7 protein-coding genes are annotated in these 17,372 nt (G+C 50.9%); 6 read left to right on the forward strand and 1 reads right to left on the reverse strand.

Features of this window, described 5'->3' with window-relative positions; translation table 11 throughout:
- The first annotated feature begins 179 nt into the window (after positions 1-179).
- The 6 genes from ABEA08_RS16405 to ABEA08_RS16430 are packed head-to-tail and all read left to right on the forward strand — an operon-like array spanning position 180 to position 8,167.
- The gene (locus tag ABEA08_RS16405; protein WP_345336452.1) at positions 180-1,562 is read left to right on the forward strand and encodes an HlyD family type I secretion periplasmic adaptor subunit; all 1,383 of its coding nucleotides are present in this window, start codon (positions 180-182) and stop codon (positions 1,560-1,562) included.
- A gap of 18 nt (positions 1,563-1,580) precedes the next feature.
- Complete coding sequence (locus ABEA08_RS16410; RefSeq protein WP_345336453.1) at positions 1,581-2,888, forward strand: TolC family outer membrane protein; 1,308 nt, start codon at positions 1,581-1,583, stop codon at positions 2,886-2,888.
- A 3-nt stretch (positions 2,889-2,891) separates the two neighbouring features.
- Positions 2,892-3,485 carry an OmpA family protein gene (locus ABEA08_RS16415; RefSeq protein WP_345336454.1) on the forward strand — a complete coding sequence of 198 codons (594 nt, stop codon included), beginning with the start codon at positions 2,892-2,894 and terminating at the stop codon, positions 3,483-3,485.
- A 46-nt stretch (positions 3,486-3,531) separates the two neighbouring features.
- Positions 3,532-4,107 (forward strand): transglutaminase-like cysteine peptidase, encoded by a 576-nt coding sequence (locus ABEA08_RS16420; protein WP_345336455.1) that lies wholly within the window; start codon positions 3,532-3,534, stop codon positions 4,105-4,107.
- Complete coding sequence (locus ABEA08_RS16425) at positions 4,104-6,038, forward strand: bifunctional diguanylate cyclase/phosphodiesterase (protein WP_345336456.1); 1,935 nt, start codon at positions 4,104-4,106, stop codon at positions 6,036-6,038. Before ABEA08_RS16420 ends, ABEA08_RS16425 begins: the two co-directional genes overlap by 4 nt.
- Positions 6,035-8,167, forward strand: coding sequence for a type I secretion system permease/ATPase (locus ABEA08_RS16430; protein ID WP_345336457.1), 2,133 nt, complete (start codon positions 6,035-6,037; stop codon positions 8,165-8,167). The genes ABEA08_RS16425 and ABEA08_RS16430 overlap by 4 nt, the downstream gene beginning before the upstream one ends.
- Before the next feature lie 336 nt (positions 8,168-8,503).
- Here the strand turns inward: ABEA08_RS16430 and ABEA08_RS16435 are convergent, their stop codons facing one another.
- Positions 8,504-17,329 carry a hypothetical protein gene (locus ABEA08_RS16435; RefSeq protein ID WP_345336458.1) on the reverse strand — a complete coding sequence of 2,942 codons (8,826 nt, stop codon included), beginning with the start codon at positions 17,327-17,329 and terminating at the stop codon, positions 8,504-8,506.
- Between the last annotated feature and the right edge of the window lie 43 nt (positions 17,330-17,372).

The following is a 17,372-nucleotide window of genomic DNA, read 5'->3' on the forward strand; positions in this document are numbered from 1 at the left end:
AACCGCTTACCCGCGACGAGCGCCAACCCGACTGACGCATAACAGGTATAAGACTCCAATATGGCGATGACATGCCACTCCACAAGGATAACGGCCGTCCAATATTTTCATTAAGTCGCAGATTTATAATCCTTTACTACGCTTAAACTATTAGTTCTTGCAGTAAGGAAACTGCCTTAATGACGCAACGCCGCCCAAGCGACGACGACATTAGCTTTATCAATGATGCGAAAGTCGCTTCATTACTGGATGCCTCGCACACCGGCCGTTGGATCATATGGTCCACGCTGGTCTTCTTACTGATCGCTAGTCTTTGGGCGCATTACTCCAAACTGGATACGGTGACAACCGGCCAAGGCAAAGTCATCCCCTCATCGCAACGTCAAATCGTCCAAAATCTCGAAGGAGGCTTGGTCAAGCAGATATTTATTCAGGAAGGCGATCGTATTCAAGCCGGTGACCGGCTGATGGAGATCGACGATACGCGTTTTCTGGCTGACGTCCGCGAACAATCCCACCAGCAGCAAGACCTACAAGCACAGGCTGTTCGTCTGCAAGCTCAAATCAACTCGGTTCTCATCCAAGATGCAGATAACAATGATGGTGACGCATCCAATGATATTGCCATCAATGCAATAGCACTGCAGTTTCCCGAAGCTATCCTCGGGACTACATTAGAAGCGCAGCACCGAGCGCAATACAATCAAGACCTCATCAATTTAAGAACTCAGCTGCGCCAACTCGAACAACAAGTGAATCAGCGGCGCCAAGAGCTCAGAGAGGCGCGTTCACGCGCTGCCAACCTTAAGATGGGCTATCAACTCGCCAAGGAGGAATACAACTTAACCAAACCACTGGGTGATGAAGGCGTCGTATCCCAAGTCGAAATTCTCAAGCTGGAACGTCAAACCAATGACGCACTCAGAGAGCTTCAATCTGCCGAACTGCAGCTGCCGGTTCTCAGTTCCAGCCTGGCAGAAACCATTTTACGTCGAAATGAAATTGCTATGACCTTCCGTGCGGAACGGCAAGCGGAATTAAATCAAGTTTCAGCTGAGTTGGGCGCGATGTCCGAACGGGCCGTCGGATTGCAGGACAAGGTCGAACGGACGTTAGTCCGCTCACCGGTCAACGGCATCATTCAGAAGCTGCATATCAACACGATTGGCGGTGTGATCCAGCCGGGTGCCGATCTGGTCGAGATCGTGCCTGACGATGATCGGCTCATGATTGAAGCGAAGATAGCGCCGCAAGATATCGCTTTTCTTCGACCCGGACTCCCCTCCATCGTCAAATTCAGCGCCTACGATTTCACTCGCTACGGTGGCTTAACGGGGACGTTAGAACATATCAGCGCCGATACCACAACCGATGAAGAGGGGAACGCGTTCTATCTGGTTCGCGTTCTCACCGAAAGCAATCACCTAGCTAAAGACGATGGCAACAGCATTATTCCCGGCATGACGGCGACGGTTGACATCATTAGCGGCCAAAGAACCATTCTCGATTACATCACCAAGCCCGTTAGAACCGCTGCCTCGACCGCGCTCAGAGAACTCTAAATGTTTAAGGAATAAAGCATGAACAGGACGTTAGTGATACTTTCGACGATTTTGGCGTTTAATGCCGCAGCGACGCCTAAAAGCCTAGAGCAAGAGGTGGCTTTTGCTTTGGAATCCAATCCGAATGTTCGTCAAGCCTTTCACGAACTGGCCAGTCGCTCGGAGTCGATCCGAGGTGCGTATTCCGGTTATCAACCCACGCTGGATGTCGAGGGGGGGATTGGATACCAAAAACTCGACAATACCAGCACACGTTTTAGCGGAAATGACGAGTTTGACCCGACAGAGATCAGTCTGACGCTGAGACAGTACCTATTTCAAGGCTTCGAGATCAGCGAAAATGTCACCCGCAACCGAGCGGAAGCAGAAGCGCAGCGATACCAATTGCTCTCCGACGCGGACGGTTTAGCTCTACGAGTTGTTGAGGTGTATCTCGCCTTACTGCGTCAGCAGCAGCAGTACCTCTTATCGGAAAAAAACCGTGATGTTCACCAGGCGATCTACAACGACATTCGTCGCCGTACTGAACAAGGCGTCGGCTCCAATGCCGATCTATCGCAAATTTCAGCCCGTCTATCTCGAGCTAATAGCAACCTTATCTCTGCACAAAACAACTTAAAGGATGCGGAAGACGAATACCTCCGTGTAACCAACCACCGGCCTCCAGAGCTGATTCGTCCAGAGGTTGACGCTCAAGCACTGCCCGGAACCATCGACACCGCTCTTAGCCGAGCCTTACATAACAATCCAACGCTCGGTGTTGCACACAATGACATCGATGCCGCAGTCGCACGCCGAAAAATCAGTAAAAGTGGCTTTTATCCTGAGTTTTACATTGAAGTAAAGCAAAGCTGGGAAGATGAGACTCGCGGCCAAATGTCCTACATAAATGACTTTAGTGCCGCTCTCAAAATGAAGTGGAACCTATTTAACGGCAGCGCAAATCATGCCGAAGTGACGCGAGATGCCTACCAGATCCAAGTTGCCAAAGACATTCGTGAAAACAGTATCCGTCAATTACAAGAGGGAACTCGGCTTGCGTGGAATGCCTGGCAGTTTACCCAGAAGCAAAAAGGATTTTTACAAGGCCATGTCGAAGCCTCCTACGACACCGCTCAAGCCTATAAAAAGCAGTTTGATATTGGCCGTAGAACCCTGCTTGATCTGCTTAACACTGAGAATGAACTGTTCGAAGCGCGCAGCAACTATTTGGAAGCAGAGTATGCCGAGATAGAAGCCAAATACCGCTTGCTCAATGCCACGGGAGATCTTATGCCTGCCCTGCGCATCACGTTACCCGAGAGTTGGTTAGAGACAAGGAGATAACCAATGAATACTAAGATCTTCGCCCTAATTAGCCTTTACTACTTGGCCGGTTGCAGTTGGCAAGCCGATCCCTATCTGTTTGCTGATCAAGCAGCGGCTTTGCCTGACGCTGACCTCGATGGCGTCATTAACGAACGTGACCTCTGTGCTGACACCGGAACAGAGCACCGCGTCGATAACAATGGATGTGGCCAGCAGCACCTGATCGAGAAGGTCACGCCAGCTGTGGTGTATTTTGACTTGGACCAATCCCTCGTCCGCCCTAATCAAAAAGCAGAGATAAACCGAGCCATTGAGTTACTGACAACTAATGCCGACAACCGAGCGGTATTAGTGGGTCATACCGACCAACGAGCTTCGAATGAATATAACTTGCAGCTATCCTATCACCGCGTTGAAAGCGTCAAACAGGCGTTATTAGCTGGTGGAGTGACCAGCCAGCAATTAACGTCAAACTACGTGGGTGAAGAGCAACCACGGGTGAACGCCAATACCGAATCAGGGCATGCTAAAAACCGCCGCGTCGAAATTCAGTTCACAGAACTTTCTAATCACGCGCTAAAACGCTGGCATATATTCAGTGTGGACGTCAATTAGTACCTTGCTGGCCGCGCTCATCCTCATGCCCATCGATAGCCGTAGGGTGATCGATACCTACGGCACTGCTGGCGCAGTTCGAGTCGAACAATGGCAAGAAATGATGCAATACGTATCCCCCCTGCCCCTGATGGAACAACTGCACCAAGTGAATCACTATATTAATGACACTCAACGTGAAATGAACGACATTCAGTTATGGGGACAAGAGGACTACTGGGCGACGGTTGTCGAATTTATTGGCGCAGGAGCGGGTGACTGTGAAGATTTCGCCATTGCGAAGTATTGGGCATTGAGGACACTCGGCTTTGACGATAATGACTTGAGGCTGATTTATGCCCAAGTGGACGGTCTCGGTACATATCATATTTTATTGGCATTTTACCCGGCAGATGGAGGCGAACCACTGCTACTCGATAGCTTGAGTAAAGTGATTGTTCCGGCGTCAGAACGAAACGACATTCGACCAGTTTTCAGCTTTAACATCGCTCACATCTGGGTAAACAAAAACCGATTTACCGCTGAATCACTACGCAGCAGCGAACAATTTAGTACTTGGCAATCGGTGCTCTCGCGCCAGACATTGAAACGCCCTCTTATCTTCATCGGAGCAACCTCATGACTTTATATCGTCAATTGGTTCTGCTTTTCCTACTCTGCATAAGCATAATTTCCCTTGTCAATCTCTCGATTGCCATCGGGTCACAGCAAAATACGGTGGCGCAGAATCAAACGCTCCACCTCAACAGCAGCCTAAATAACCTGTCTATGGCGATACGGCCACTTTTACTTGACGAAGATCAGGCAACCCTGAACGTGACCTTAAGTGCTTTCTTTGACATCAACCAGTTCAACAACATTCGATTAGACGGCCCAGAGGGTCAAGCGCTGTGGCAAAAAGAGCAGAACCTTATAAAAGGGTCGGTCCCGGCCTGGTTTGCTGGCCTAGCGTGGTTCGAAGCACCACAAGGCGAGGTAACGATCGAAGCGGGATGGCGACAATTGGGCTCATTGCATATGCAAATAGACCCCTCCTTGGCCTACCAGCAATTGTGGGACGCCGCTGGCGAATTGGTGATGATGTCTATTGGATTGACCGTGCTGTGCTGCCTGGCCTTGTTTCTCGTGTTACGACAGTTAGTCTTTCCGCTTAAGGCACTTCAATCCGCAAGCCAAACGCTGATCACCAAACGTGAGTTTAAGCCCATTAACATCCAAGCCCGTACGCTTGAATTTCGCGAGGTACAATCCGCTTTTAACACACTGGGTCAACACTTTGAGTTGTTTTTCAAAGAGCAAGCCGAAGAAGCCAAAAAGCTGCGCGGCCGCCTTTATTTAGATCCCCTTTCGGGCCTCGGTAACCGCCAACTTTTAGCCGCTGATATCGAACATTGGCGCGAACAAAAGACCAATGGTCTAATGGTACTGATCCAACTTCCGGCTTTGGCCGACATTCTCGACGAGCGAGGTGCTTCGTATTACCAGTCCTTTACGCAGAACTTACAACAGCAATTAGACGTCGAGGTCCAGCCTTGTGCAGCGTTCGGACTCTATCGTCTACAAAATCATGAACTGGCATTACTGGTTCAGGACGTTGATAAACAAAAATTACTGAGCTTACTCAACACCATTAAGCAGGTCAGCGAGGGCATTTTGGTCGACCCCTTGGGTATCAGTGTTCAGCAGTCTCGGATCACCGGGCTGTACAGTGAACATCCGGAAGAGATCGGTGAGATGCTGACCCTGCTTGATAATCACCAACAAGAGGAGCGTGAACCCAATAGTGCCAGCTTACATCAACATAACCCGAATACTGAGGGAGTCAGAGGACGCCAGCAATGGGTCGAGTTTGTCGAGCAGGCGATAGCACATCAAGCTATTGAGTTTCGGCAACAAGCTGTTTTAGATACTCAGGGTAATGCGCTACATTTCGAAGTGTTCAGCTCCATTGTTACGCCTACAGAAAACTGCCCTGCGTCGAGCTTCCTGCCCTTTCTTGAACTACAAGAAAAAACAACCCAATTTGACCGCCATGTCATAGAGCAGATGTTTCTCAAGCTGGATTTACACAATAAACGGACGCTGGCAGTTAACCTAAGCGCATCGAGCCTGCTGGATATAGGATTTATGCGTTGGCTAGGCCGCATACTTAAGCGCTATCCCCAATACCGGCATCGTCTGTATCTGGAGATCTCAGAGGTGCTGATCTACCAACATACCGATTCGGCAGCGCAGATCTGTGAAAGTATCAACCAGGCCGGTTATGCCTTTGGCATCGATCACTTTGGTCGTAATTTAAATCGAGTCGATTACCTAACGCAAATACCCCGGCCCGCCTACGTGAAACTGGATTACCTCTATAGCCAAGGCCTTGACGACACGCAGGGCCGAGATCTACTCACCGCTCTATGCCGTACAGCACATAAACTCAATATTCTAACCATCGCTACCCGAGTCGAAAACTCCGACCAACTTGCGCTCTACCAAGAGCTGCATGTTGATGCCGTACAGGGCTATATTTCGCAAAACTGGGAAGAGGTTCAGCAATTATGAATGATCCGCTCCTACAATGTCTTGTCTACATCGCCCGGTTTCATGGCGTTGCCAACTCTCCGGATGCATTGACTGCGGGACTGCCATTGAAGAATGGCCAGCTAAATATGGCCCTGTTGCCCAAGGCGGCACAAAGTGCGGGCCTCAGTTGCCGCACCACTCAATACCCATTGCTTCAAATTCCCAAAGCGGTTTTGCCTGCGCTAATGCCAAGAAATGACGGCAGTGCCTGCATTGTTTTGGAGCTTGATGAGGAAAATAGACAGTTACTGATCGTCGAGCCGGAAACCGACTTCCAACAAATTTGGATCGACATCGATAGCCTGAGTAATGAAATATCAGGTGACTTGGTCATCTTCAAACGCCTGTTTCAACACGATGAGCGCAGCCCCGAGATCCAAGACTCCAGCCAACATTGGTTTTGGTCTACGCTCAAGCAATCCAAAGGCATCTATCGAGATGTCCTTCTTGCGTCAGTCATGCTTAATCTGTTTGCTTTGGCCGTTCCCCTATTTACCCGATTAGTCTACGACAAAGTACTCCCAAACCTAGCCTTCGACTCGCTATGGGTGCTAGCGATAGGTGTCGCTGTGGTGCTGAGCTTTGACTTGGTTATGAAATTGCTACGCAGTCAATTTATCGATGTCGCTGGCAAAAAATCGGACTTGCTGTTGTCTGCCCGTATTTTTTCGAAAGTGATGGGGATACGCATGGAAGCACGGCCCCCATCCGTTGGCGCTTTTGCTCGACACATGCAGGAGTTTGAGTCCATTCGTGACTTTCTGACCTCAACGACCATTACTGCGCTGATCGATGTACCCTTTGCCCTACTATTTTTGGTTGTTATCGCAATGATGGCCGGCCCATTGGTTTGGGTACCCGTCTGCATCGTCGTGGTGTTGTTGATCCAAAGTGCCATCATTCAACGACGCCTGCGCCACAGCATCGAGCAAGGCTCCAAACTAAGCAGCCAAAAACATGCCACCTTGATCGAAGCCCTCGCGGGCTTAGACACATTAAAAAGGTTTTCGGCTCAAGGTAAGTTTCAATACAAATGGGAAGAGTCTGTCGCCCACATGTCACAGTGGTCAATCAAGACCAAACGACTGACGGATTGGTTGCAACACAGTGCCAGTAGTGCTCAGCAGATTTCCTCAATTGCGATGGTTGTTATGGGGATCTATCTGATCGCTGACGGAAGCCTGACGATGGGGGGACTCATCGCCGCAACAATGATCAGCGGTAAAGCCATTGGCCCGCTCATCCAGCTCTCATTACTCGGCAGTCGATACAATCAGGCGAAGAGCGCCTATGACATCCTCGCGCAGTTAATGGCGATGCCCGACGAGCAACCCACAGGTCAGCGCTATCTACACCGTCCGCTCCTCAAGGGAAAGATGGAGTTTGACAGTGTCGGCTTCAACTACCCAAACAGCGAACAAGCTGCAGTACAAGAAATCAACTTGTTAATTGAACCGGGTGAGAAGGTCGCCATCATCGGACGAGTGGGTTCCGGAAAAACCACGATAGAGCGACTACTGCTAGGCCTCTATCGTCCAACAACCGGGGCCATTCGACTTGATGGCACAGACATTAACCAACTGCACCCCAATGACGTACGAAGAAACATTGTCAGCGTTCCTCAGGAGCCACAGCTGTTCTTCGGCAGCATCCGCGATAACATTACCCTTGGTCGCGATCAAGTTGACGACCGCAGTATCTTACGTGCAGCCAAACGAGCAGGGGTAACCGAGTTTAGCAACAAGGATCCCGCAGGACTCGATCGCCAGGTTGGCGAAGGTGGCGGACAGCTCTCCGGCGGACAACGACAGGCTATCGCCATCGCCCGAGCCCTGCTGACCAACCCTCCTGTTTTGCTCATGGATGAACCGACAAGCGCCATGGATACCCGCACGGAGGCGCAAATAAAACATGAGTTGATACAGCTAGATGCGTCGCAAACGCTGGTGCTCATTACCCATAAGATGAGCATGCTTGAGGTTGCCGATAGGATCATCGTCATGGACAACGGTCGCTTGGTTTCAGACGGCCCCAAAGACGAAGTCTTAGATGCGTTGAAAACCGGTAAAGTTCGTGCACCGTTACGAGGTTTGAAAAAGAACTCGTAGGTATCACACGCCATCCCATACTAGAGCCGATCACCAGCGCTTTATCGGCACCAGTTTCACTTGCCCCTCACTCGTGAGTTCGCCGGTACCGGTGAACTCACAATGGCCCATCCCCTATGAAAGCCTATGTTGACCAAGACAGCACGAAGGTTGTTCAACGATGAGAAAACCAGTTTTCGAGCTCTTCATAGTGCAATACGACAGCCGCACGAAATAGACAGCTTTAATAGGGTATCTAATCGCACTTTAGCAAAGCTTGCTATTAACCGCGCTGCCCTGGCAAAGCTAGCGCCAACCGTAAGGCCAGCGCTAGCAATGAAACGAACCCAAACGCCATTAGTGAATGTCGTTTAGCTGATCGTAGAGCTTATCCAACAGTTCACCTGGAGAGCTGCCACTCGATAGCCCACCGAGATCGACGTTTTCAAACACAACTTCTTCCCGGTCATCGCCCTCCTCTTCTGGCGGCAGGCTGACGATCACATCGCCTCGCCCTTGTTCATCGGCATCACTAAATTCGATTTGGATGTTCTCAAGCAAAGCATCGAGCTCATCACGATTCATCGCCTCGTCAATCAAGCCAAGATCCAACATTTCATCCACTTCGATCTTCTCCGCTTGTCGTTCCAATTGGATATCTGGAAGTAAATCGAACTGCGGAGGTTCATCGAAATCCAAGCCGGCGTCGATAGTCACCACGGGCTCCGTCACGGTCAAATCGATGGTCTCGGTATCAAACAGCTGATTATCATCAATGACTGAAATGGCAGTTACCTCAATGCTATAGCTGCCCTCCGTGACGCCTTCGATATGTAAACTAGCCGCCTCCTCCTGCGTAAAGTGCCAACGACCATCTCCACTCAGCTCTCCGATAGGATTTCCTTCGCTGTCGACATAGATCCCACCGGCAACAGCTTCCAATAAGAATTGCAGCTCATTTTCATCTGGATTGACCAAGGTGGCACTGAGATTAAGTGCGATTCGCGTCCCCTCCTCGCCTTGTGCGCTATCGACCGCAACATCGGGTTGATCCACCTGCGGATCGATCACGAGCTCCATATCAACCGAAACCGCAGAGCCTCTTGATTCGGCCACCCCCGCAGTACGATCGATCGGTGTCGCTGTGATGCTTAAACTGCCACTGCCGAATCCGTCTCCTGAATTAAAGACCAAATTATCAAGTACCTGTGTCGCTGTTATGGGCGACGACTCTATGGTCACCTGCCAGATACCCTCAACCAACGTCAGCGGATAACGAACGCCATCTAGCGTGATACTAGGAAGCTCTCCATCCTCAGCAATCAAACTGGGATCACTGGTTGGATCGATCTGAATGACCAATTCAACGATTTCTGCAAAATCGTCTGCTTGATTAGCCAGATCTTGCACAAAGGCATCGAAATTGAATTCAATGTTTTCCCCTTCCAATCCACTCAAACTTTCTTGGGCAGTCACGGACAACTCATCGGCTTGAGGTAATACCGTCAAACTGAAATCAACGGTATCGACTTCATATTCATCAACATTCGGGTCTCGACTGATTGCTTTCAGCGTTAGATCAAATATCCCGCTGGTGTCAGCAGGTGGGATAAACTCGATATCAGGGAAACTGCCGTCAGGGTTCAGTAAATGACTCGGCAACTGCCAAACCCCATCACCGTTATTCGGCAAAGGCTCACCATTAACGCTTAAGAAACTGCCCTCAGGCACACCCTCTAGCACTAAGTCCATGGTCTCATTCGGATCATTCAATATCGCTGACAAGCCGGTAATAATGAGGGTGCTGTCTTCAGAACCGGAAACTGGCTGAGCGTCCAGCACAGCGTGATTATTCACCGCAGCAACATTAATCGTGAAAGAGTTGGAGCTGGTTAACGTGTCCGTGCCTAGGCTGTTGGTGTCCACTGTTGTAGCGACAACATCAATATCAATGGCACCAAACACCCCGGTTGCAGCATGAAACTCAATCGCATCGATCCGCGCCTGATACCCATCATCGGTTTCATCCTCACCTCGGCTCAAAACATACCCCTCAGCGGTCAGCGTCAGACCGGGTCCGAACAATGTGATTCCGGCTGGTGGCTGCAGGATCAGTTCGGTAACTGTCTCTGATCCATCCGCGTCTCGCAATTGCACCTGAAGATCGAGGTTATAACGCACGGCATCGTCACTATTCAGCGCCTCATCTCCCAGCGCTGTGGACGAGATATTGATGCCATCGGCCACCGGATTGACCTGTATCTCCAGTATTGTGGTCGGCAGGTCACCATTGTCATCGGTTCGGGTTGTCCCGGTCGCGGGATCGGTTATGACCACGGTCACCGGGATCTGATACTCGCCAGATTCATGCGCATTTAAGGCAATCGCAACGGTTTCGAGATCGTCCTGAGCAACCGTATAGCCAATCACTTGGCCATCATCATCCCACAACTCAGAAACCACACCGCTCAATGTTGCTCCCAGTGGCAGATCTGACAACAAGAACTGGTAATACACCAGATCGTTGTCATCGCCGGCTGCGTTGGTGTTCACATGGCCAGCAAAACTGACTAGATCGACACTACCATCGCCATCAACACCATCTTCTGAGCCATCTATCGGGCTTAAGAACGGATCAGCAACTAGATCGCCGACGGGGTCGCCTCCTCCCGTGCCAGACCCGGAGGTGCCAGTGAGGACCACATCAAAACTGACCGTCCGCGGCTCTCGATCCCCCATATCTTCAACAATGGCTTTGACTTCAATTGCAAAGGTGCCATCAGCCAACCCCTTCACAAAGACATTCGATAGGTCATCGCCCTCAATCAGCCAAACACCGCCCCCAAGCGGCACACCGATCACTTCGCCCTCAGCGTTCACCAGCAACCAATTGTCATCACCAGGAAGGGAGATCTCATAGCGAACCACCTGCTCACTGCCATCCGTGTCGGTCGAAATAAACTCAAATCGTGATTGAAGGGCAAATTCGCCACCGTCAAAGACAGGGGTGTCTGCATCCAACGCCTGCAACCGAGTGTTTTCCCCCCCTGTTCCGCTATCAATATCGCCATCGACTTCGCCACGCCAAACAACATCAAAGTTAATATCAATGGGAGTAACACCCTCGGTCGTCAGCCCATTCTGCTCGTCATTAAACCATGCCTGCAGGTTTACCTGCACCGCATCATCACTCGCGGTCGGATAGTCAGAGTCAATAACAAGCTGGCCGTCCTCCTCCTGCACCGGCACTAATATCATCTGTCCAGAGTCGATAAATGCCTGTACCTGCGCCGGTGTGGCGCTACCGCCGAGCAAATCCACCACTGAGCCGATCTCAGTAAGCAAATTACCCTGATAGAGAATGGCAAAGCCCTCTGGTGCACTCAGTGCCAAATCGACCAACTGCTCAGATCCATCCTGATCAGCCGCACGAATATCGCCTAAACGGAGTGCCGCGCCCCCAGATACATAGTCACCATTTTCATCGATCTGCACTTCGCTTCCCTGTCGATCGGACAAGGATTGATCATCGGTATCGACCACAGGTGCCACGGTCACGACGATGGGGATATCATAACTGGCAGCATTGCCATCAGACTCAGTAACCCACGTGGTAATAACGAAACTCATCTCACCCGCAAAGTCGGCTGGTGGGGTAATGTGATAGACACCATTAGCCAAATCCTCGACAGTCAACTGATAGATAGGTAACTGGACAGACTCACCATCAACCTCAACGGTTTCAAACCCTGCAACTGGCGGCGGATTACCATCGACATCAGCAATAACAAATCCAGCTGGGATCTCTCTAAACAGATAATTAAGCACTTCAGAGCCATCAGTATCACCGCTGAGTAACTCAGGATTGACGATTAAAGGCTCATCTTCATTAGTGACGGTTAGGATAGTGCCGGTCGGGTTGCCCTCTTCATCCAACTCATTTCGCCAATCTGCGTTTTCAACCAACTCAGGTGCGTCTGTTACCCCCTTAATTTCAATATTAAGCGTCAATGTCTCATCAGACCACGCCTGCTCCTGACCAACAACGGGGGCTAATCCATCCTGTGTGTGTTCCACACCCAAAGCTTGGAATTGCAACTGAACATCTTCGGCATTGACCGAGCTTCTATCCTCAGCCACCTGATAAAACAGCGCGTCCATTAACGACGCATCAATAACAAACCCTGTGCCATCAAAAGACACACCCATTGGCAGAGGATCTCCTGCTTGTTGCAATGCTGTCAGCGACACCAGATCGCCACCGTTCTGCAGCATAAACTCACCTCGCACGCCATCAGGGGTGGTCTCCTCGATACGAATAAACAAAGATTCGGTGGGATCAGGCGTTTGCGCCTGCAAGAAACCAGCTAAAGCGATCAAGGCATTTTCTTGACTCTTAGCGGTGCTTGTCAGCGGATCAGCGCCTTGGCGAACAAATCGGATGACCGGTGTATCGGCAACCGGCTGAACGTTTACCGTAATATTGGCAAACTGTTCTGATGTTGCAGTGTCGATCGCCTCCTCCCCACCCTCTGTCGAGATGGCCGTGATCCCCAAAGTAAATACGCCCGCCTCGTGCTCATCCGATAACAGGGTTAAGCGCTGCGCTTGCTCGACCGTTAATACTGTACCTTCGGTTACGAGCTGGCCATCAAGGAATAAAGTGATGCCATCGGGTATGTCATCAATTCGATAGCTTAAGGTCTCCGAGCCATCGGTATCTTCCAAGTTGGCAAATATCCCATCAGAGTTGACGTCCGACGCGAACAATAAAACACCTTCGCCACCCGGATCCTCGACCAAAGTAACATCCGTATCCGCCCACATTGGCTCATCCGCAACCGACGCTACCGACAGGGTGAAGCTGTCCTCTAGGGTCTGGGTCGTCGTTGCACCGTCGCTGGTTTGATTGGCATCAATGGCTATCGACAGTTGCGCTGGCAGATCATCACTAAAGTCAGAGATATTTTCAGCGGGATCAAATGTCAGACCGGATGTACTAACGATTAACCGACCATCAACCACTGTCGACAGCAAGGCCGATGCCGGCACAACCACCACCCACTCGCCATTAATAAGCTGGGGCAGCAACGCCACATCATTAAGAATGAATACACCAGTACCGGCTGGCGGTGCGGACAGAATGAGATCACCGAAGCTTTCTGATTGATCCGCATCGCCGAGGTCTAAATCCAGCACAATTGGAATATTAGCGCCGTCCTCAACACCAATCGCATTCGCCACAGTCAGCATGGGGACGTCGTCGGTCACTTCAATGGCGGCAGACCCCCAATCCCCATCCCCATCCCCATCCTCAATACGATAATCAAATAGAACGTCGAGTGTTTCCGTTATGGCGTGATCCACCTGCTCATTTGCGTCAAACTGCCAGTTACCCGCTGCGTCAATGGTTAAGGTGCCCTCATCAAATGTGATGACAGTATCGCCCGTCGCGGCAACCGAATAATCAACGTTTTGGTAGCGGATGGTCGTCAAGACCAGGTGCTCGCTATCTGCCCCAAAGCTGTCATTGGCCAGTAACGAACCACCGGATAACATTTCCCCTTCCACCACGGAGCCAAGCTGGTCATCCATAGCTACAGCGGTCGTATCATCGACTGAAATCGTTGGGCTAACCGATACACTGTCACCGTCAGAATCAGAGACAATAATGGGCAACGCAAAACTCAATTGCACATCCTGTCCATCTCTATGATCCAGATTCTCACTCAGCACAACCGAGTAGCCACCCGCACCATCAAAGCTAATGGTCATAACCGTTTCGGTACTGTTGTTCGGTAAGGTGCGCAGCACAACAAAGTCATCGCCCGATTGAATTACAGAGAGTGGGTAACCGTCAGATAGGATCCCGCTTAGATTGACACTCAATTGCTCAATATCAACAGCATAACTAATTGCATCAGCACCCTGAGTTACATCAATCGAACCACTAAAGCTGACCGACTGACCGTCCTCTGGCTCAGCTTGCGCTGCCGGCAGCGCACCAGCAGCCGCTAGTGGATCGTTACCGTCCAGAACGGTCAATTCCACCGTCGCTGAGGCTTGATCACCATCGGTATCCTCTGCAACCAAAGGCAAGGTCAAGATAATGCTATCGTCGGTAGGATGATCAATGAAACTATGCCAGGTGATCGCGTAGGAAACATCGGCGGTTTGGTTAGCGCCAATATTGAGATCCCCATCAAGCGCGGTGGGCGAGGCGAGCTCGAAGATCAATGTTTGTGCATCATCGAACTCCGTGCCACCAGATACGCTCCACGCTTCCCAAACCCCGTTGACCTCAAACATGCGAACTTCGAGCCCATCGTGAGTGACGCCGGCCAGTACTTGCCCCTGTTCAAAGTCAAAGTACACCTTGTCTACTGCGTCGCTGTCCGTTGTTAACGACACCGTACCAACGGATGTGTTTTCTCCGGGAGTGGTCGAATTGATGACAATCGCCGAATCACCTAAGTTCTGCTCGGTTATTTGATGTGCATTTGATGCCAAAGAGAGCTCACTGCTATCGCCATCTAGAAATCTTGCCCGAATGGTACCCGTGCGTCGGTCGTTATCTGAGTCACGTACCTCAATACCAAAGCGCGCATCCAGTCGATCGTTGCTGCCCTGATCTATCGGCTGATACTGAGTGACAGTATATTGGACGGTAGAGTCATTGTGGCTATCCGGCTCACCATCCAAGGTCACTTTGAGCACCAAGGTGTCGCCAACTTTGCCAAGCAAAGTGCGCCCGGTTGGATCTGCAGGATCAAGGCTATACACCACAGGTTCGCCGCCGGATGTCAATGCGGTATGACCTGAGGTTCGGAACTTGAACGTCGCCGGCTCGATAGGATCGGAATTAACCAGAATGGTTGCCGTACCGGTATCACTAACGGAGCCCTGGGTAACCAGCAGATCTTCATCCAACGTAGTCGTGGCATTACTAGTCGAGGATAGCCTGGGAGTGCTGCCGTCCTGGAACTGGGCGGTAAACCGGGGGGCGCTCTGCAGTGGGTCCCCATCAATGTCCTCAACCTGTAGGTCAAGATTAATGCTAATCCGGCTTCCAGTAATAGACACCACGCCACTGGTGACGTTGTTGCTCGATAGATGATCAAGTGGCGCCATCAGTTCGGTCGTCATCACGATCTCATATGTGCCGTTTTGCTCCACCAGCGACATTGATATCGTCATCACCACTTCACCTGTAACCGTATCCGTCAGTACGATCCCAGTCTCGGAAACCGTCGCTAATACCGCGTTTCCCTGACTGGTAATGTCGGATTCAAGCTCGGCCTTTAAAGCGGCAAGATCCCGCGTAAATGACAACGTCGTTGCATCGAGTTCGTCACTGCCGGCACTGGTTAAGCGAATCGTACTGGTTGTCGATACCGGGTAGGTAGATTGGCCATTGCTATCAGCCAGATCGGCCTCATGCAAACGAACAGTTTCTCGCTGGCCACCAGCCCGAATGGCACCATCAACCACATCGATGCTGACTGCGGTCCAATCGCTCTCATCGCCGTCGCCATCGACCACGAAATATTCAAAATCGATATCAATCGGAATATCATTTGGATGGGACTGTGACAGGTCGGTATCCAACGACCAGGTCCCGTCTGCATTAATAGTCAGGGTGCCCGAAACCGTTTCAAGCGTAAGCACTCCCCCAAAGGGCATATCAAAGGTTTGCTCACCCGCGATGGCAGGATCAAGGATAGCGCCGTCGATGCGTATTTGAGTTACCTCGCCGCCATCAGTGCCAAAACTATCATTCGCAAACAGATCACCTTGACCCATTTCACCTTCCGTGATCACGGCACTGTCTGCCGCTGTCTCTGGCTCCGCGTCTGTCACCCAGACCTGTGTCAATTGAGTCACGCTATCGTTATCTTGATCATCTGCTGCCACAACGACACTGAACGCATACGCTTCCGTGGCAATATGATCCAACCCAAGTAAAGAGGTTGCCACCACCTGGGTTTCCCACGCACCAGTTTGATCCGAGCGCACTTGCGTTAACGCAAATTGCAGTACCGCATCACCCGCCTCATTAAATAGCGTTAGCAGATCACCAGCATCACTTAACACGAGATTGTAAAAGTCCAATGGCGAACCTTGGCTTGTTGGGATCCCGCCGCCAAATTGCGATAGCAAACTCACGACACTGGCTGCAAGATCAAACCTAAGTCCAACTATAGGGTCTGAGCCGAGCTCAAACCTTAATGTTTGGGTTTGAGAAGCGACGCCCGAGCTTTCATCAACGACACCGGGATCGGTATTTGTCGCTGGCGTGCCAACCGTCGGCTCGGCACCATCAATTACCGCTTGACTGATCTCCGCAGTCGACTCGTCGCCATCTTCATCGACTAAAGTCACGCGAATGACTTCACTGAGGCTTTCCACAGCACCATGATCCGTACCCGCATCCGCTTCGAACCGGTAGGTCCCATCGGGCTTAACGAACACGGTGCCATAAACGGTGTCAACCAAATGAAATCCAACATTGGGATCGGATGGGTCACTGATTAAGTTGGCGTCCGTCAACTCAACTCCATTGATAGCGGCTACCGTCCCTTGGTCCATCTGAAAATCAGAATTTTCCAACAGATTAAAGTCGCCCCCTATTTCACCTTCTACAACGGCATCGACGGTGACTGACACCGCGACGGGACTCGAATCGGTGACCTCAATATTGACCGAAGCGACGACCGGGCTTGAATCGGTATCAGCTCCGGCAACCACTACCGGGATGGTGAGCACATCCATATCAATGGGATGATCCAGCGGCGCAAACAGCGTAACGGAAACCGGAATTTCCGCGTCGCCATTCCCATCGATAGCAATCAAGCCCAGTTGTATCTCAGCAACTAAGTTGCCCACATCATCAAATAGCGACATAACGCCATTGCTAATGGTGATTGCGTCCAAATCCAACGCATTACCCGAGCTGGTCAAACCTGCGGCAATAAGCGCATTCTTAGTTGCGGTCAGATCAAACCCAAAACTCAGGGGATCAATCGGATCCGAGCCGCGTTCTATGTGGATTATTTGGCTGTCAGTTTGATCATCAAACTCATTGACCGCAAGTGTCACCACGGCGGCGGTCGGTGCCGCGCCATCGGCCAGGGTGAGGGTCAGCGTGGCATCGTCGCCATCAAAGTCGCTGTCCTCCAGCACAAACGGGATCTCAATAACGAGATCGCCACCGCTGTGATCCAAG

This window comes from Ferrimonas pelagia (assembly GCF_039543565.1).
GTDB classification, from domain to species: Bacteria; Pseudomonadota; Gammaproteobacteria; order Enterobacterales; family Shewanellaceae; genus Ferrimonas; species Ferrimonas pelagia.